This window comes from Desulfosarcina sp. (assembly GCF_046496365.1).
Classification (GTDB): Bacteria; Desulfobacterota; Desulfobacteria; order Desulfobacterales; family Desulfosarcinaceae; genus Desulfosarcina.
In genome coordinates this window covers 1-19,880 of the sequence record NZ_JAWOHB010000081.1, presented here as the reverse complement: position 1 = coordinate 19,880, position 19,880 = coordinate 1, and the positions used below count along the sequence as shown (strand labels likewise).

At 58.4% G+C, this 19,880-nt stretch carries 11 protein-coding genes; 2 read left to right on the top strand and 9 right to left on the bottom strand.

What is annotated here, in order from left to right; genetic code table 11:
• Positions 1–7: 7 nt before the first annotated feature.
• From R6V78_RS06680 to mobB, 8 genes are all read right to left on the bottom strand, one after another.
• A complete protein-coding gene (locus R6V78_RS06680) occupies positions 8–1,939 on the bottom strand; it encodes a response regulator (protein ID WP_410288562.1) in 1,932 nt (643 codons plus the stop codon).
• A 9-nt stretch (positions 1,940–1,948) separates the two neighbouring features.
• Positions 1,949–4,075 carry an HDOD domain-containing protein gene (locus R6V78_RS06675; protein WP_410288561.1) on the bottom strand — a complete coding sequence of 709 codons (2,127 nt, stop codon included), beginning with the start codon at positions 4,073–4,075 and terminating at the stop codon, positions 1,949–1,951.
• Between the two features lie 249 nt (positions 4,076–4,324).
• Positions 4,325–4,594 carry an anti-sigma factor family protein gene (locus R6V78_RS06670; RefSeq protein ID WP_410288560.1) on the bottom strand — a complete coding sequence of 90 codons (270 nt, stop codon included), beginning with the start codon at positions 4,592–4,594 and terminating at the stop codon, positions 4,325–4,327.
• Entirely contained in the window at positions 4,581–5,192 is a 612-nt protein-coding gene (locus tag R6V78_RS06665; protein ID WP_410288559.1) for an RNA polymerase sigma factor, read from the bottom strand. Before R6V78_RS06665 ends, R6V78_RS06670 begins: the two co-directional genes overlap by 14 nt.
• 290 nt (positions 5,193–5,482) lie before the next feature.
• The gene (locus tag R6V78_RS06660) at positions 5,483–6,859 is read right to left on the bottom strand and encodes a sigma-54-dependent transcriptional regulator (RefSeq protein ID WP_410288558.1); all 1,377 of its coding nucleotides are present in this window, start codon (positions 6,857–6,859) and stop codon (positions 5,483–5,485) included.
• A 4-nt stretch (positions 6,860–6,863) separates the two neighbouring features.
• On the bottom strand, positions 6,864–7,577 hold the full coding sequence (locus tag R6V78_RS06655) for a hypothetical protein (protein ID WP_410288557.1): 714 nt from the start codon (positions 7,575–7,577) through the stop codon (positions 6,864–6,866).
• Between the two features lie 120 nt (positions 7,578–7,697).
• On the bottom strand, positions 7,698–9,164 hold the full coding sequence (locus R6V78_RS06650; RefSeq protein WP_410288556.1) for an ATP-binding protein: 1,467 nt from the start codon (positions 9,162–9,164) through the stop codon (positions 7,698–7,700).
• A gap of 30 nt (positions 9,165–9,194) precedes the next feature.
• Entirely contained in the window at positions 9,195–9,698 is a 504-nt protein-coding gene (mobB, locus tag R6V78_RS06645) for a molybdopterin-guanine dinucleotide biosynthesis protein B (protein ID WP_410288555.1), read from the bottom strand.
• A 261-nt stretch (positions 9,699–9,959) separates the two neighbouring features.
• Between mobB and R6V78_RS06640 the strand changes: the two genes are divergently transcribed.
• Complete coding sequence (locus tag R6V78_RS06640) at positions 9,960–10,364, top strand: response regulator (RefSeq protein ID WP_410288554.1); 405 nt, start codon at positions 9,960–9,962, stop codon at positions 10,362–10,364.
• A gap of 69 nt (positions 10,365–10,433) precedes the next feature.
• Here R6V78_RS06640 and R6V78_RS06635 read toward each other — a convergent pair whose 3' ends face one another.
• Positions 10,434–12,053, bottom strand: a complete 1,620-nt coding sequence (locus R6V78_RS06635) for a hypothetical protein (RefSeq protein WP_410288553.1) — start codon at positions 12,051–12,053, stop codon at positions 10,434–10,436.
• A 327-nt stretch (positions 12,054–12,380) separates the two neighbouring features.
• Here R6V78_RS06635 and R6V78_RS06630 point away from each other — a divergent pair, with 327 nt between their 5' ends.
• Positions 12,381–19,865 (top strand): SDR family NAD(P)-dependent oxidoreductase, encoded by a 7,485-nt coding sequence (locus R6V78_RS06630; RefSeq protein ID WP_410288552.1) that lies wholly within the window; start codon positions 12,381–12,383, stop codon positions 19,863–19,865.
• Positions 19,866–19,880: the final 15 nt, after the last annotated feature.

Here is a 19,880-nt window from a genome sequence, read left to right as displayed (position 1 = left end):
GTCCGGGCTATTTCATGGTTTCTGCGGCGTGGTCTTGGATGAACTGATTGATCCGTTCCATCTGGAGCATGGTGAGGCCTTCGAAGCACACACCGCGCCGGGCCTGCTTTGCATCCGGGAGGATGATGCCGCTGTCGGCGGATATATCAGAGACGGTGCGGCAGCGGATATTGCTGATCAATATTTCACCGTCCGGGGTCATAATGGCCAGTTGGTCCGAAGGGTTGCCCGATGTCGATGCCATCTCATGGCTGTAGGCCAGACCGGTCATACCGATGTCCACCAGACAGCAGCGCACGTAAGGGTGGGCGCGGGAGATCACGAACGAACCGGCTGGGGCCATGTAGCGCGGATTTTTGCGCCGCTCTGTCGACAAGGGTCTAAGCACACTGCGTATGGTTTCGGCCAGCTGCTGCATTCCCACAGGCTTCATCATCAAGGCCTGGATACCCAACGATTGAGACGTTTCTTCACTGATCTGTTCGTTGTATCCCGTGGATAGGATTATGGGAAGGTTCTCGCGCTGTGCCTTCACCGCTTTGGCCAGTGCGGTGCCGGTCATGCCGGGCATGGTCATGTCCGTGATCAGCAGGTCGTAGGACTGGGGACAGGCGTGAAACGCTTTGAAGGCCTGGACGCTGTCGGTGAAGGCGCTGACCGTGTAGCCCAGTTGCTCCAGTACCTGCCGCGTCATGTCCACAAGCATCTCCTCGTCATCCACGATCATGATACGCTCATGTCCGCCCGGCAGCTGATGCTGGTCGAAAATGGGGGGCTTCGGGTCAACGACCATGTCCACCACCGGCAGGTAGAGATGGAATTCCGTGAACCGGCCCGGGCGGCTGAAGGCCCTTATGGCGCCGCCGCTTGCCTTGATGATGCCGTGGACGACCGATAACCCCATGCCGGTACCTTTGCCGGTCTCCTTGGTGGTGAAATAGGGGTCGAAAATCCGATCGATGATGGTTTTTTCGATGCCATGGCCGGTGTCGGCGACCACCAGTCGGGCATAGTTTCCAGGCATCAGGCCGTCGATATCGGCAGCGGTGGCGCGGTCCAGCGTGACCGGCTCCAGCCGGATGGTCAGCACGCCGCCGTCGGGCTCCATGGCATGGGCGGCATTGGTACAAAGGTTGAGCATGACCTGGTGAATCTGCGTGGCATCGGCAATGGTGGTGCATTCGGTCTGACTGATGTCGCGGTCAATGGCAATGTTGGTGGGCAGGGAGGCGCGCATCAGGTTGAGCGAATCTGCGATGACGCTGTTGAGGCACAGCGGCTTGCGGCCGGATTCTTCCTTGCGGCTGAAGCTGAGCAGCTGTTGAATCATTTCCCGGGCCCGCAGGCTGGCTGTGAGAACCCGCTCCAGGTTGAGGCGGGCGGTGTGTTCATGGGGCATGTCTACCAGCGCCAGTTCCGTATTGCCTAAAATGATGCTCAGCACATTGTTGAAGTCGTGGGCGATGCCGCCGGCCAGGGTGCCGATGGCCTCCATTTTCTGGGACTGGCGCAGCTGGTTTTCAAGCTGCCGTTTTTCGGCCAGGACACACATGTTATTGCGTTTCATCTGCAACTGCTGCAGGACGTTCTCCACACGGATGATCAATTCATCGGGTTCGAAGGGCTTCCTCAGATAATCACTGGCGCCTTTGCGGATGGCCTTAATGGCCGAATCGACGCTGGCTTCTCCGGTGACAATGATGAAAGCGGCGTCACAACGCTCGCGATCCACGGCATCGAGCACATCAAATCCGGTCATTTCGGGCATCATTACATCCAGGAGCACCAGGTCGGGGTGGTCGGCATGGATCAGGGTCAGGGCATGGCGGGAACTGTTGGTGGTTTGAACCTGATACTTGCAGGCATCCAATACCGCCTTGATGCTTGCGGTCATCAGGGGCTCATCGTCACAAATCAATATGCGTGGGCGGTTTCGCATGTAACGCTCCTAAACGGCTGGGTCCAATGCGTCGGTGTTTGCCGATCCATGGTCACCCACGGGCAGCTTGATGAAAAAACAGGTCCCCCGGCCGGGAGCACTTTCACAGATCAGGGAGCCCTTGAGATGCAGCACCGCTTCATGGGCGATGGACAAACCCAACCCGTCGTGGCCGGTTTTCGAAGTCACATAAGGTGAAAACAGCTGCGCTTGAAGTTTTTGGTCAATCCCCGGGCCGTTATCGCAGATGCTGATTTTGATGCACCCCATCCCGTCGCCATGGCCGGTGTGTCGCCGAGGATCCGGCAGCATCCGGGTGCTGACGGCAATGGTTCCGTCGTCGGGCACGGCTTCCGTTGCATTTTTAAGCAGGTTCATCAAGGCCTGCTTCAACAAATTCCGATTGCTGTCGATTACGGGGATGCGTTCATCCAGGTCCTGGTCCAGACGAACGGATTTTTTGCCCGGAAGGCTTTCCCGGAAAAGACGCATAATATCGGCGATCGTGGCATTCACATCAACGGGTTCAATGGGTTGCGACAGCATGACCGACGGCGACGTCAGGGATCTTATCAATCCGGCCACCCGGTCGATTTCGTCTCTGATAATGCGTATCTCATCCATACCCGATCGATGCTCATCGCCTTGCAGGGTCAGCACCTTCAGATAGTTCTTGATGACGCTCAATGGATTATTGATTTCATGAACGATTTTGCGGGTTCTTGTCAAGTTGAACGCATGGCGATTTTCCGTCTGATGGTTGATCTGCTCCTGCTGCCGGTGTTCTCTCTGCAAGGCACCGGCCACGGCGGCGGCAATGGACCGAAGCAGGTTCTTCTGCTCCCGAAGCATTGGCCTGTCGCTCTCATCGATTCCTAGCAGCAGGCAGCCCCCGCCGTTACGGGTGTCTGTTGCCAGCGGCAAGCCCAGAAGGCCATCTTTGCCCATGCAATCCATCAACTGGTGGTCTGTAATTGTCAATTTTCCACGGCTGGCAAGCGAAAAAGAGTCCACTGCCTCGCCGTGGCGATGGCAGATGGCCGGCAGGCTGTCCGATGCGGTAAGGGGGATGCGCAGCCGGTCCGGTGTTCCAGGAAAGCCGATGCCTGCCGCGAAACGCCCGATTAAAAGATCTTTTTGCGGTTCATGGGCGAACAGGATCAGGGCGTCGACACCCACAAAAACGCTGAGGCTTTGCCGCAGTACCCGGATAATCGCGCTGCTGCCCGTTGCCGCCAGCAGTTCTTTGTAAACGGTTGACAGGATGATAGCGGTGCTTACCTCAAGGCCCAGGGGCAGGGCGGCTGTTTCAGGGATGGTGTGCCCTTTTCCCGCCACAACTGGATCGATATCGCCTTTAACCGCCAGCACCTGTTCGGCAACCCTTCGGGAGCGTTGATTCAGGTCCCGGGGGTCCAGGCTCAGCAGTTCCCCAACGGCTTGACAGGCTTCGGGCGACGGATGCGGTTCCACAGCCAGGTGGTTGGCCGCCCACACGATCTGGACCAAAGGAAGTGCGTTTTTTACCGCTGACAGGGGGGCGGTGTGAAACCTGGCTGCATCCGCCGCAGACCATGTATGGGTGTGGCGGCGGATCAACTCCGCACCGATGGAACCATGGTCTGATCCAACTACCCGCGCCTCCGCTTCAAGCAGCGGGTTGGCCTGAACAGGGTCAGCCAGCATCGGTGCGCAGGTTTCCGGCGTCCGGGCGCAAAGGACCAGCTTGCCGATGTCGTGCAGCAGCCCGGCGATGTAGGCTTCCTCAACGGGACGAAAATTGATTTCCAGGGCCAGTCCTTGGGCCAGCAGCGCCGTGGTCAGGCAGTGCCGCCAAAGCCACTCAAGGGAAACTGCCTGCTGATGGAGAACCGTGTTCAACGCCTGGTTTGTCTGGGCCTGGACCGCGATGGCGTCGACTCCGGCCATCCCGATGCGGCTGACCGTCGCTTCAATGCCGACTGGACCTTCCGGTTGGGACCCGGTGTTCATGGCGCGGTCAAGGCGCATGGCCATGAAACATAATGCAGGATCTGTCTTTATAATCCGGGAGAGCGCCTGCGGATCCACCCCTGGCTCATGGCGGGCATGGACGAGCCTTGTTAACACGTTGGGGAAAACAGAAAGTGGATTCATGCCGGTGGATTCTGAAGCGATGCGCAAAACGACAGCCAGTCCTCTTGGAATTTCTCACATGAACTCCAGGCATGTCTTGGGGGACTTTATGTCTGCTGCGCGGATTTGTCAACCGAATATGGTGTCGTCCAGCAAAACCCAACACAACTCATTGGGGGTGGGAGGGGGAAGGATTCTGCCGGTTTCAATCGCCGGAAGTGTGGCCGGGATGGGGTAGAGATGAACCGGGAAGTCTGAAATACGCTGCTTTCATTCGGATTTTTTTATCACCAGATCGGAGATGGCGTCCTTCAATTTCAGCGAAAAGGAGGCAGGCACATGACGACGTTCAAGGTTCCTGCAAATATCCACGGTCTGCTGCAGGGTTTTAAGGCATACCTGACAGGGCTTGCAGTCCCGGATATGGGCTTCGATATCCTTGCAGGTGGGCGTATCCAGCTCCCTGTCAATATATTCGGAAAGCCGCTCGAAGAGCTTTACGCAGTTCTGGTGGGGATGGTGCGGGTCAGTCGGTTTCATAATAGGTTTTCAACGCTTCTCGTAGAAAGAGTCTCGCCCGGTGCAGGCGCACCTTGATGTTGGTGGGGGTCAGTTCCAGTATTTCGGCCGCTTCCTGCGTGCTGAACCCTTCCACATCCCGCAGAACAATCACCAGTCGGTATTTTTCCGGAAGCGCCATCAATGCTTGTCGGATGACCCCGCCGAGTTCTTCGTCGAGCACCTGCTCAAGGGGTTGGGTCGCCCAGCGCGGCAGGTCCATGGATAGGGCCGATTCTTCATCCGGAAGGAAATCATCCAGGGATATTTCCCTTTCCGGGGCGAATTTTGACCGGCGTTTTTTTTTCAGGCAGGCGCTGGTGGCGACCCGGTAAAGCCAGTTTTTGAATTTGGTCTCGAATCGAAATCCGTCGAGATACTGAAAGACATTTAAGAAGGTATCCTGAACCATGTCCTCGGCGTCGCTGGGATTGTCGCACATCCTCAGGCCGAAGTTGTAGAGGTTTTTTTCGTAACGCCTGACCAATTCATAAAACCGATCCTGACGGCCGTTGATGATCGCTCGAACCAGTTCGGCATCCTTATCGTCGTTCTTCGGCTTCTCCAACGGATTCGGCATCGGTTTTCTTGCCTGTCACCTGACAGGCATCCCGCATTCATGTCGAGACGCCCAGTTTTGGCAGAATGTAGGCCTGAATCAGGATCCATATGCCCACCACGGCCAGCATGATCAGTATCTCTCTCATCGTCACCCCTTTCATAAGTGTTTCTGGAACTGATGTCCATTGCTTTTTGCCACGGGGGTAATGAGACCTGGGGGGGCATTCGGTTACACGACCCATCCAAATCCAGGTGGGAAGGGCTGAAGGGCGAGCTCCCCGATGACGGAAAAGCAAATCGGGAAAGGGATCAATACCGGGCCTTGATGCTGCCGGCGTCGATGCCGTATTTTTTGATTTTGTAATGGATGGCCCGCCGGCTGATGCCCAACACATCCGCAGCTTCTTTTTGAACGCCGCCGGTCTGTTCCAGGGCCCGCAGGATGGTGTTCTTTTCACTCTCCTCCAGAGAAAGGCAACTCTCATCGGACATGCTTTCCGAACAGGTCCTGGTGATGCCGGCAACATGAAAATCCTCCGGCCGCAGCACGTTGTTCCGGCACATGACGATGCCACCCTCAATGGCGTTTTTCAGTTCGCGGACATTGCCGGGCCACGAGTAGTCACACAGCCAATCCATCGTTTCCTTGAGCACCATGACCGGCTTCACATTGTGCTGGCTGCAATACTGTGAAGTAAAGTGGTCGACCAGCAGAGGAATGTCCGCCTTGCGCTCCCGAAGCGGGGGAATGGTCAAGGTGACCACCCTGAGACGGAAAAACAGATCTTCACGGAAGCGGCCGGCTTTGATCGCTTCGCCCAAATCGGCATTGGTGGCTGCAATGATCCGGCAGTCCACAGGCGTTCCCTTGAGTCCGCCGATTCGTCTGATGGTCCGGTCTTCTATAAACCGGAGCAACCGGATCTGCATTTCGTGGGAGATGTTGCCGATCTCGTCCAGAAACAGGGTGCCGGTATCCGCCGTTTCGATGAGACCCTTTTTGTCGGCCACGGCATGGGTGAAGGATCCTTTGAGGTGACCGAAGAGTTCGCTTTCCAGCAGGCCGGCCGGTGTGGCCCCGCAATCGACGACGACGAACGGTTTCTTTTGGCGTTGGCCCAACAGGTGGATCCGGTTGGCGATGCGCTCCTTGCCCACGCCGCTTTCTCCGAGAATCAGGACATTGACGCTGCTGCGGGCCACCTTTTTGACCAAACCATGCAGGTTCTGCATGGCCGGGCTTTTGACATCCTCGTCGATGTGGGTGCCCCCTGGCGGGTCGACCGGCTGCGGCGGCGCCGGGCCCTCGGATTCATCGAGCATCATTTTGATCTTTTCGGTCAGGGCTTTGCCGTCGAAGGGTTTTTCGACATAGTCCACAGCGCCGAATCTTACGGCTTTGACTGCATCGGGAACATTGGCGTAGGCGGTTAAAAAAATGACCGGGAGACCCGGCTGCGTCCGAATGATTTCCGACAACAACGTCATACCGTCCATTTCGGGCATCTTCACATCGGATACCACAAGGTCGATTCGGTGGGTGTCGAGCATCTGGAGGGCTTTGCGGCCGCCATCCGCCTTGTAAACGGTCAGCCCGCAGCTGGACAGCCGGGCATCCAGCACCTCCAGTACATTGTGGTCATCGTCCACCACCAGGACGGTTTTGGATTGGTCGGTGTTTTTCATGGTTTCATTCGCTGGGGGCCGAAATTTCGGTTTTTTTCTTCTGGATATTCTGGTCGATGGCTTCCAGCGCCTTGATTTTTTCCTTGAGCAAAAGGTTTTCGGCTGTGACTTCATCGATCTGGTGCTGAAGCTGGGCCGCCCGTTCAACTTTTTCCTTCAGGTCGGCAACTTCGGCCCGAAGCTCCCGGTCGTCCGGTTTTTGGGTGTCCTGCCGCCGGGTGTCCGGCTGCAGGTCTTCAGTTGCAGCGGGCTCCTCAGCTATTTTCGCAGCCGGTGGATTGATATAGATCACCGCGGTGGTGGTTTTGGGGGTCATGCGCACAATCAACGGGTCGAGCAGGGTCAGATCCCAAACCGCGCTATCGTCGGGCGTGGATTCTGCGAAATCATGCCACATGCCAATGGCTGCGGTATACTCCGCCTGCGTATCCGCCAGCAACAGACGGCAGCAGATTTGCCCCAGCAACGCCTTGCGCGAAATTTTTTCACTGGCGCTTGCCTCCGAAATGGCCTTGAACCGGGTCAAGGCTTTTTCGAAATCGCCTTCGTCATAAACCGCAAGTGCACGTTCAAAGGCCTCATGGGCTGACTTGAATTGCTTGCGGTGCATCTTGTCGTCAAGACCCTGAAAAACCGACGCGCAGCCTGCAAGTATCCCTGTGACCATCACCAGGATGAGGGGCAGGCGGTGCGTCTGGATCCATGCAGTTGTTTTCATAACCATTTCCTGTTCGATCACCTTCAAGCGTTTATTTTACGATACCCCTTTTTTAATCGCCATTGCGCGACAATTCAAGGAAATTCAACCGTTGCCATCCTGGCCAGCGGCCGGGCATCATCACTCGGGAGCGCTGGGCAGGGTGAAACCAAATGTGCTTCCCTTGCCCACCTGGCTGTTGACCCACACGGTACCATGGTGGGATTCGACAATGTTCTTAACGATGCTCAATCCTAAACCGACGCCCTCCAAACGCTCGCGTTCGCGCTGTCCGCGGTAATATTTGTTGAACAAAAACGCCTGATCCTCCTCCAGTATACCCGGACCATTGTCTTTCACGAAAAAGGAGAGCCGATTTCTGGACCGATGTTGACGGGCACCGATGGTGACCCAGGTGTCGGGCTCTGAGAATTTGATAGCATTGGACAGATAGTTCAACATGGCCTGTTGGAGTTGTTTTTTGTCGCCAACGATAGGGGACAATTGGGAGGGAACCTGGATGCGCAGGTCGATCTTTTTTGACTCGGCGGCCAGTTTGATGCTGTGGGTGCATTCAGACAAAAAGGTGTGTGGATCGATGGGCTCCAGTTGCATGTTCAGCAGCCCAGGCTCAAGCCGGGAGGCCTGCATCAGGTGGCTCAGCAGTTCACTGATGCGGCTGATCTCCATACTGGCGATCCCCAGGAATTTTTCCTGGCGGCTGTTGATTGGCCCCATCACCTGTTCCCGAATCATGTTGACCGATTCGCGGATCGAAGTCAAGGGCGTGCGGATCTCATGGCTGAGCATGGAGATAAAATCGGAACGCATGCGCTCCTCCTTGCGCAGGCGATGGGACATCTCATTGTAGGCATGGGCCAGTTCACCGAACTCGTCCTGGCTGCGGACCTTAAGGGGGGCGCTGAGGCGGTCCGAGGAGATCTCCCGGATGCCGTCCATCAGTTCCCTCAGAGGGCGGATCATGGAATAGGCCAAATAGAATATGCCCAACAGACCGACCAGACTGGAAATGGCCAGGCCGATGAGTCCGTTTTTAGCGGAAAGCCGCCCCTTGAGGTTCAGTTCGCGGGTGGCCTGCTCGATTTCCTGCTCATTTTTGAGCCGCTCACCGGAAATCCTACTGATCCAGTCGTTGATGACCGGTTCGGGGATCCAGAACGTATTTACCGCTTCCGGATCTTTTACCTCCCCAGACAGATAGGTGGAAACCTCCGCTGCATCGGGATAGGTCTCATAATCATCACTGATGTCCCGCCACACAGTCGAAATGGTGTGGCCCATGGCGGTCAGCCGGGTCACCTGGGCCAGGTTCTCTTCGAAAGTGTGCTGGGCTTCATTGAAAAAGACCAGGTAATCGGGTTTATTCAGCAGCAGATATTTCTGTTTGTTCTCCTCCATGCTGAGCAGGGTTTCCATCATTTTTTTTGTCCCGGAGGCAATGGCATAATTTTTTGCCACGATGGAACCGGATAACCCCACGACTTGCTGAACATTGATGTAAAGACCCAAGATGGTGCCATAAAAAATAGCGATGATGACCAGAAACCAGACCAGCAGTTTTCCGGTGATGCCAAATCTAAGATTCATGGGCGGCAATGCTTTCCAAAAATGTGCAGGTCACGGCGCGGTTCGCCGGGCCATGAGGAATCTGCCTACGATGAAGTCAGTGATGGCCTGGATGTCGGCGGTTGCGAATTGGGGAACCACCACACCGAGGGGCGTGTCGGAAACGACGGCCAGCAGGGTCTCGTCTTCCAGGCAGGCGGGATGCTGATGCCGCTCAGCCCTGAAAATTTCAATTTTCGGGGCGTGGTCCCTTTTGAATCCTTCCGTGAGCAGCAGGTCCACATCGTCAAAATAGGCAATCAGGTTCTCCAGGCTTTCACCGGGCACATCCTTGATCATGGCGATCTGTCCGGGGGAGGCAACCATTACCGTATCGGCACCGGCTTTTCTGTGACGGTAGCTGTCTTTGCCCTCCCGGTCCATATCGAAACCGTGGTGGGCGTGCTTGACAATGCCGACGCGATAGCCCCGACGTTTCAATTCGGGAATCAGTCTTTCAATCAACGTGGTTTTGCCGGACTCCGACTTGCCCACGATGGAGAGGACAGGTGGCAAGATATTCTCCTTTTCCTTACATATTGCGCACATGAACGGCAGCCCAGTCGGATGCCCGGGAAAGCTAAGCCGACAGGTGGTCAATGTCAAGGCAATATCAGACGGTGGTTTCGGGTCGAAGACGTTGATCCGCTGTCTGCAGGCGCATACCCAATCGCAAGATAACCTTGACCGAGTATAAAAATCACGCTACATGTCGGCATTGCCGGTGGTTGGTTCTGGATGGCTCTTGGACTTCCCGCTCAACCTGACGCGAGGTGAATGATCATACCCAACGTTCAAATTGCCGTGGTGGAAGACGATCCCCTGGTCAGGGATTTTTTGGTCGACACATTGGGGTTCAGCGTCAACCGAAAAATCCTCACCTTCGAAAGCGGCTTTTCCGCCTGGCAGTACATCCTGGCATCCAATCGCATCCACATTGTTTTCTCGGATCTGAATGTGCCGGATATCGACGGCCTTGAACTGACCGCCCGCATCAAGGCGGCCAAATCCGATATCATCTGCATCCTGGCGTCGGGTAATCCTGTGGATGAGGCCCGGGCGTCTGCGGCAGGAGCCGATGCTTTTGTGCTCAAACCTTACGGCGTCAGTGATCTCTTTGCCCTCGTGCAAACGTTTGTGGTTCAAGACCGCCAAGCGCACGGGGAGGAAGGGTCATCTTGACGCCCAATCAGGTTTGGGCGAGGTCAAATGCAGGCCTTGAACCCATGGTAAATGCTGCCGGCCGGGTTTCTAGCGGCGTGGGCCTGTATTCACGCCTTCGTCGGAAAGCCGGCGGCGGCAGGCCAGGGCAAAATCTTCCGGGTAGTGCCCATTGATCCAGCGCATTTGCGCTTCGCTGAATGCGCCCGGGGATTGGGGCAGTTTAGGCAAAAAGGCGACCAGGAGACGCTGGCCGTCCTGTCCATCCACGACGGGCTTGGAATATTCAATGCTCGTAATCATTCGGGCCCCCAGGGTCCCCAGCACCCTGACGGCGGTTAATATGGCCCGATCCAGGGATCGGCGTGTCGGCGCGTCTGCCTCTAAGATATTACCCACCGGGGCCTTGGGCATCAACTGCAGCTCCCACTGGGACGTCTGGGCTTTGGGCACGAATAGCATCACCCGGTCGTCTTCAAAAACCACCAGGCTGTGCTCCCTGCGGGTATTCCCATCGATCCTTCGGTTCTCCATGATCGCCTGATGATAACATTCAAAAAAACTGCTCCCCGATTCAAGATGAAAGGCTTTGACGAAATCACTCACCAGATCGCCGCATGCATATGCCGGCAGGAAACCCTCCCCCGTGGCCAGGGGAACCTCGGCCGGGATCAGTGCAAACTGATGGTGGATCTGCTGGTGGGAGGCATGCAGGCGGTATCCGCTGGGGGCGAAATCAAACCCGTAGTTCCAGCCCCACAGGGTTCGGTTAAAATCAATCGATAGGTTCCCTTTTATTTTTTTTACCATGTTCAGCCGCAGCGTTTCCAGTTCATCCTCGGTCAGGGGACGACCGTCAATCAGGGGTGGAACTTCCAACAAAGCGGCCAGGCGGGTGTAGCTTCGCTGATAGTAGAGGTGGCGCATGCCGATCATGTCCGCCAAGGTCAGATCCTGCACCCGGTATCGAATCGTGTCGTCGGCCATGTTGGCCGCATAGTGTCCCCAGGGAATATAGGAGTTCCTGCGCAAGTATTCAAACACATGGCTTTTGGGGTTCGATCGGTGCCACTCACCCACGATCTCGCTCTCTCCCTGGGCGCCGGGACGAAGCACCATGGCCTCTTTATAGGCGTCGGGCAGATGGCGGTTGTTGGCCACGGCTTCGAACAGCCCTTCATCGGCAACCATCGCTTTGATTCGTCCGTTGGATCGCTTTTCATAGGCGATTCCCCAGGCATCGGCCCTGCTTTCGCTCATGCAGAAGGTGCAGGCCATGTGGGCCAGGCAGATCAGGTCCCGGGAGTCGGTGGATGCAACTGCCAGAGCCAATTGAAGGGGGCGGGGGAGATGATGAATGGCCAGGGCAGCTTTGTGTTCATCGGGGTGGTCTTTAAAAAATGAGATCTCCGGCGCCTCCGGCAGGGCGATGGTTTCCGGACCGGCGGCGCGGGCGTCGGCCCAGGCTTTGCCGATGTAGGTCGTTCCCCGGAATGGGAAGGCGTTGGGGATCTCAAAAACCCAGTCGGCCGCCGGTTCGTGAACCTTGCCGCAAGGAAAGTTTGCCGCATTGTGGTGACGGGTACCGTCAGGAAACATACCCAGTTCGTCCAGTTCAGTCCTCTCCCGAAAATTATCTGCAGTGAAATGTGGACGGTGGACGCCATAAACGAACCGCCCCGCCGGTGAAACGCAGGTGCGTATCTGCATGATCCGTTTTCCTTATTTTTCGAATGATAACCGTGTTGTGAAAAACATACACCGATCGTCGACAATAGTGTCGACCACGACCCGCCGGATGCCCGCTTTATCTCACAATCGCTATTTTTTTGCGAGGGTTGAAACCTGGCGGGACAGCAAACCAGGCCAACGAGGGGCCATGGTTGAAAATTAATAACGATATCCATTGGTTCCAAAAAAACCTGGCATGAAAATTTCATAACCCTATGTGTTCTTGTATCCAGCCGTTTCGCCAGGCAGCGTTTCAAGCAGCCGCTAACCGTTGGTAATGGTTTCAGTACGAGAAAGGAAGCCAAAATGACACACCGGTCTTCGCCGCCAGCCATCGCTGTGATCGGACTGGCATGTCGATATCCTGACGCAACCACACCACGCCAGTTGTGGGAGAATATCCTGGCCCGACGGCGGCAGTTCCGGCGTATTCCTGACTGCCGGCTGGCGCTTGAAGACTATTATGACGCGGATAAAAAAGCGCCTGACAAGACCTATGGCCGTCAGGCTGCGGTCATCGACGGGTTTGATTTCGACTGGGCCGGCCGGCGCATTCCGCTCTCCACCGTGCGTACCACCGATATCGTCCATTGGCTGGCCCTGGAAACCAGTCTGGCGGCCGTCGCCGATGCCGGTTATACCCGTGAAACCCTGCCCGGAGAGCGCACCGGGGTCATCATCGGCAATACCCTCACCGGCGAGCAGACCCGGGCCAACACCCTGCGCCTGCGCTGGCCCTTTGTCCGACGTGCGCTTTACGGCGTCGCACGGGACCGGGGAATGGACGATCGACAGATTCACCTGCTCGCAGAAGCCTTGAAGGACCGCTATACCACGGTCTTTCCTCCGGTGGATGAGGATACCCTGGCCGGCGGGCTTTCCAATACCATCGCCGGGCGCATCTGCAACCATCTCAATCTCATGGGTGGGGGTTTCACCATCGACGGGGCCTGTTCTTCATCACTGCTGGCTGTGGCCCACGCGGCTTCCCGAATCGTCGAGCAGGATCTTGATCTGGCCATTGTGGGCGGCGTGGACATCAGCCTGGATCCCTTTGAACTGATTGGTTTCGCTAAAACGGGCGCGCTGACCGACGGCGATATGACGGTTTATGACCGCGGCGGTAAAGGCTTCATCCCCGGCGAAGGCTGCGGCTTCATTGTGCTCAAGCCACTGGCCGCGGCCCGACACGACAACAACCCTGTCTACGCGGTGATTCACGGTTGGGGCATCTCGTCCGACGGCGGCGGATCGGGTATTACCGCTCCCAGTGTATCCGGCCAGGCGCTGGCCCTGCAGCGGGCCTATCTGCATACGGCCCATTCGATCGCGGACCTGGATTTCATCGAAGGCCACGGCACCGGCACCACCGTAGGTGACCGCACGGAGTTGGAAGCTATCGCCCGTGTGCTGGGGCAGGTGCCGGTTCCCAGCGGCCAACTGCGGCCCTGCGGGATCACCTCTCTCAAGTCCATTCTAGGCCACACCAAGGCCGCCTCTGGGATCGGTGGCCTGATCAAGGCCGTAATGGCGGTCAATCGCCGGGTGATTCCGCCCACCGCCGCCTGCAGCGATCCCCATCAGGCCTTCGACACCACGGCAAGACGGCTCTATCCCGTCCGCTTGGGCCGCCAGGAGCCTGCCGACAAGCACCTGAAGGCAGGCGTCTCTTCAATGGGATTCGGTGGCATCAATTGCCACATCACCCTCGTGTCCGCTGACGAACCCGATGGGCGACTGGAACCCGCCCTGGATGAAGCGGCGTTGCTGGTCCACGCCCAGGAGAGTGAGCTGATGGTGATGGGCGCCGGCAGCCGGTCGGCGATGCTGGAAAGAATTACGGGTCTGATCAAGATCACCGACGGCATCAGCATTGGGGAGCTGGCTGACCTCGCCGCTGATCTGAGCCGCCAGGTTCTGCAGGATGCACCGGTCAGGGTCGCCCTTGTCGCCGGCCATCCCGATGACCTGACTGCCCGGTTGGTAAAGTTGGAAGCATGGCTTCGAGAATCCGAAACAGACCATGTTATCCTGCCGGCTGACACCCTCGGACCTGACATCTGGCTGGGCGCAGGCGGTGGGCGTCCCCGAATCGGGTTCCTGTTTCCCGGTCAGGGTTCCCAGCAGATCAACATGGCCCGGATGCTGGTTCAACGGTTTGAATGGGCCCGATTGCTGGTGCAGCGGGCCGATCAGGTGACCCGCGGCCTGACCGGCATTGCGGTGAGCCGTTTGATTTTCCGGGATACCGACCGGGCACCCAATCCCGAGGAGAAGGATCGCTGGTTCAATGCGCTATCTCGAACGGAAAACGCTCAGCCGGCCATCTGCCTCGCATCCATGTTGTGGCTGTCATTTTTCATCCGCCTGGGTATCCGCCCCGAAGCCGTGGGTGGACACAGTCTGGGGGAACTGACGGCCTGTTGTGCCGCCGGGGTCTTCGATTCGAAAACGCTCCTGGAATTCGCCGCCCGCCGCGGAAAGGCCATGGCCGGTCAAAACGAGACCCAGGGAGCCATGGTCAGTCTGCGCTGTGACGAAGCCACCGCCCTGACGCTTCTGCCGCAGGTCGCTGGTTATCTGACCGTGGCCAACCTCAACAGCCCCCTTCAGACCGTTCTTTCCGGTGAACCCGAAGCTGCCCAAGCCATGCTGAGACGCGCTCAGGAAAATGGGATCAGCGCCCGGATGCTGCCGGTTTCCGGCGCGTTCCATAGCCGCCTTTGCGAAGACGCCGCCCGGCAGGTCGGGGCGATGGCCTGGCTTTCGAAAACAATGTCAGCGGCCAGCTGCCGGATCTTTTCCAGTATCGACGGCGCCCCTATGCAAACCGAAGCACCGCTGAATGAATATTTTTCCCGACAGATTCGGTCGCGGGTTGATTTTATCCGTTTGGCCGAGAGCATGGCCGGCTGCTGTGACCTGATTATCGAACTGGGGCCGGGACGGGTGCTGTCCGGTCTGGCCGGTGACGTTTTTGGTGAAGCGGGGCCGGCATGCCTGCCGGTGGAGGGATCTGCCGGCAGCAGCCGGGATCTGAACCGCGCCCTTGGCGCCTTGTTTGCCCATGGTGCAGCCATCCGTTGGGAGGGTCTCTTTGAGAATCGGTTGATCCGGCCTTTTGTTCCGGCCGATCGAAAATCCTTTGTCGTCAACCCCTGTGAGACCCTTGCCCAAATCGTGGGTTGGGGCGCCGATGTCGACAACCTGCCGAGCAATGGTACCCCCTCGATCCTGGCGGAGGCCTTTACCGGTGTACCTGAGGCCCTGGTGAGCCGCTACCTGGCCTCCAGGGGGGCATTTTTAAACCGAGTGGTGCAGGCGGATCTGGCCTTCTGGGACCCCGAAACCCTGGCGGCGGGTGCCGGTACAGGAAGCCGAGGCGTACTCCCGGCGGGACGGCCGGAGGCGCTGCCGACCCAGGCGCTTTTATTCCAGCTGGTCGGCGAGGTGACGGGTTTTTCTTCCGAAACCCTGTCCCGGGAATCCCGGCTTCTGGACGATCTGAACCTGGATTCCATCAAAGCCGGTGACCTGATTGCCCGCTTTGCCAGGCGTTGCGGTGTCATGTTCCCCGATTCGACGCTGCTGGCCAATGCGGCCCTGGGAGAGCTGGTCGACGCTGCCCAGCGGCTGCGTGGCGATGCAGGGGGATCAGCCGGTCAACCGACCGGGGGCCGCGGTGAACTGGTTCGGCGGATGGTGGACATGGTCGCTGATATCACCGGGTACCCCCACGAGAGCCTCGATGGGTCAATGCGGCTGCTCGACGACCTGAATCTGGATTCCATCAAGGCCGGCGAACTGATCGCCCGTCTGGCCGCCGAGGCCGGGGTTGCAGGCTTTGTGGATGCACAAGCGCTGGCCAACGCCAGCCTGGACGAGGTGGTGGATCGGATTGCTGCCTGCCAGGAATCAAAATCTGCCGACGCGCCGGCACCACCGGATGCACTGGACGAACTGCTTGGCCAGGCTGCTCGCATCACAGGGTTTTCTGGTGAATCCCTGGATGCCGATCTGCCGGTTGACCGCGACCTTCGGATGGGGCCGGATAAACTCAAGACGCTGCTCGAACGAACTGCCGCAGCGCTGGGCATTCAAGCGCACTTGGATCTGGAGCCGCTGCTGACCCGCAGTCTGAGGCAGATCGGTGTGATCTTGAACCGCATGGCAGCTGAACAGCGTGGTGCCGTCACGGGCAGCAAGGGGGTGGCCCGGTCGATAGCCGCCACCGGCCAACCCTCCTGGGTGCGCAATTACTGTATGGACCTGGTGCCAACGCCCTATCCGCTGTTTCCCGAAACATGGCGCCTGCGCTCGGAAAACGACTGGCAGAAGATCCGCGTATTGATTCTTTACAGCGAGGATACGGCCGATGTGGCCGCAGCGATCGGCCAGGCTTTTTTCCAGCGCGGCGCATACACCCAGGCATGCGCCTTCGATGAGGCGGGGGCTGCAGAAGGCGTTGGTGATCCTAATTTTTCCCACCTGGTGGCCATTCTACCCAAAAATGGCCCCTGTGAAAAAGACCGCTCGGCCATGTTGCAGCGAATGATTCGTATTCGTGCCAGCCTGGTATCGGTACCACCGGCTGCCAGCGCACCGCGGAGGCGGACCACTGTGGTCTGGGTCCAGTTCGGTGGCGGCTTTTTCGGTCGGGATCCGCGCTTTGCCCGGGCGGATCGCTGCGCCGCCGTTGCCCTGGCCGCCAGCCTTCACCTGGAACGGGCGGACCTAAGGGTCCGGGTGGTGGATTTCTGCGCGACGCTGCCAGCCGAGACGATCGCCTGGGAAACCCTTGCCGAAACCATCACCCAGGACAGTTTTGCCGCCGTGGGATACGATCTGGACCGTACCCGACGGACGCTTTTCCCGCGACTGGTTCAGCCGGCGGACTTTCGGCGGCGCGATATCCATTGGTCGCGTGATGATGTGATTCTCGTTACCGGTGGAGCGGGAGGCATCACGGCCGCCTGCGCCCTGGCCGTGGCCCGGGAAACCGGTGCACGCATGGCGCTGGTGGGGCGAACCCCTTACCCGGATCAGCCGGGTGTGAAAAGCGCTGGCAAGCAGATCCGAACCCTGCTGGACAAATATGCCGCGCTGGGACTTGCAGCCGATTATTTTTCCTGTGACGTGGCGGATCGCGATGCTGTGGCGGCAATGCTGGCGACCGTCAGTGAACGTCTCGGTCCCATCACCGGGATCATTCACGGCGCCGGGCTCAACCGGCCACGGCTCACCGGTCAGGTTAAAACGCAGCAGGCCCTTGCCGAAAGCGCACCCAAGGTGCTGGGCCTGCTGCACCTGCTGGATCTGCTGCCAACCGGGCCGCTCAAACTGATTGTGGGCCTGGGGTCGATCATCGGCGTCACCGGTATGCCCGGCAACGGGTGGTACGGGTTCTCCAACGAGGTCATGGACATTGCCCTGAGGGGCTTTGCCGCCGAACACCCCGCAACCAGCACCGTCAATGTTGCCTACAGCATCTGGCGTGACGAGGGTATGGGAGCCCGTATGGGCAGCGTCGATCTGCTGCGGGATAAAGGCATCGATGCCATTCCCACGGACGAAGGCGTCGATCGATTCCTCAAGATTTTTACCCATGACCCGGGCAATTGCCAGGTGGTGGTGACCGCCCGCATGGGGGGGCTGGATACCTGGAATCAGACCCTGCCCGATGTGCCCCGCGGAATGCGATTCCTGGAAACACCAGCCCATCTGACTCCCGGGGTGGAAGCGGTTTTCTCAGCCCACCTCTGCCTTAAGACCGATCCATACCTGGTCGACCATCACTTCCAGGGGTCCTATCTTTTCCCCACGGTTTTCGGCTTGGAGGCGATGGTCCAGGCGGCCCTTTACCTGTATGGCGACACGGAACTGTCACGGGTTCAGATCCGTGATGTCCGCCTCATGCGGCCCATCACCGTAGACCCGGAAACAGGCGCCGATATCGCCATTCGCGCCCTGCTGGCAGAGGCGCCAGCCGGCGGCGAAACAGTTGTGCACACCGCCATTACCAAGCAGGGGACCGGGGCGCAGACGGATTTTTTTGCGGCCACGTTTGTCTTCGACAGTGACGACGACCCACCGCGGGAAACCATTGCCCATTCCGATACGCCCATGTCCCTGGTTCCCCGGACCGATCTCTACCGGGCCAGTCTTCTATTTCAAGGGCCGCGGTTCCAGGGTATTGAGACCATCTGGGATATCCGGCAAAGCGGTCCAAACGCCGGCCAGGCCCTGTTTTCATCCCGCGTGATACCGGCTGAACGACGTTCAGACGCAGCCTTTGGAACGGGCCTTGAGGAAGCAAAGCACCGTCGTTTGTGTCTGGGGGATGCATTTTTCACCGACACCCTGCTGCAGGGTGCGGCTTTGTTGGTACCCCAGGACACCAGCCTGCCCGTCTCCATCGACCGCATGGATCTGTTTGCTGAATTTTTCAGGGCGACCACTCCTGCCACCGTAAGCGTGGCGCTGATGGGGCGGGAAGATCGCGACCTGATATATCGGGTTTCAGCCGTCAGCGAAAACGGGGCGGTCAGGGCGAGGTTGGAGGGCTACCGGCTGAGGATTCTCAAGCATCATGATGCATATCCGACGGTGGCTGACCTTGTTTTTCCCGAGGACCGGGACCGCCGTCTGGCTCGCCAGGCACTGGACGATGCCTGTCGACAGCTATCCGTTTCCGCACCCCATTTGGAACTGGCCTGTATCCCCGGGATCCATGGTCAGTCCAGGCAGGAACGCCGCAAGGCGGAAGCGCCGATGCTGGAACGGGCCTTGTCGGCTGCAGCCAAACGATATGCGGTTTCTGCATCGCCGATGGCCATCCAGTGGCAGGCGAACGGCAACCCGACGGTCGCCGATGTGGACGCATCCGTTTTAGACGTCTCCCTGACCCACGAGGACCGCACGTGCGTGTGTGTGTGCGGGCCCGGTCCACTTGGATGCGACCTGGCCGCCATCACCGCCAGATCCCGGGAGGCGTGGGCCGGTCTGCTGGGTGGTCACCGAACGGATTTGCTCGACCGCCTCATCGACCAGGGGGATGCGCTGGTTACAGCGGGGACGCGGATCTGGGCGGCAGCAGAAACCCTGATCAAGGCCGGTGGTCAGCCGAACCCAACCCTCGTGATCGTCAGTAAAATGGGCGATGCGGTCCTGTTTTCCGGGGGGGCGTCCATCCAGATACTTACCCTGGCCCTCCGGCTGACCTGGGGGCCGCCCATGATTCTGGCCCTAACGGTTGCTGCCCAGACGGCCCAGCGGGTTCCGGTAAACCTGCTGACTGCGGAATACCCGGGATACGAACCGTTGTACGCAACCCGTTCCTTTGAGATGATCGAGGGCGGCCCCCAGGGCCAGTTGGTTTTTGTCCAGCGGCTGCCGGTGACCTTCCAGCCCAGCGCCAACCTCAGCCGCACCATCTACTTCTCCAACTTCATTAAATGGATGGGCAACACCCGTGAAGCGTCGGCCTGGCCGGTGCTGGCGCAGATGACCGATCAATTTGCCAGCGGCCGCTGGGGTGGGGTGACCAATTACGGCCACCTCAAGATTCTGGGGGAGGGGGGCACCAGCGATCAGATCGAAATTCTCATGTGGGTTTCCGACAACAGCGGACCGGCGAATTCCACCATGACCCTTTCCTACGATTTCCGCAAATTGACCAAAGCCGGCTGTTTCCAGCGCCTGGCCTACTGCCGGCTTTGGTCAATTTGCGGAAATCGTAGGAAAGGGTCATGGTGGAATTCGCCGGTCCGCTGTTGTCGGAAACCCACATGAGAATTTCGATGTGAT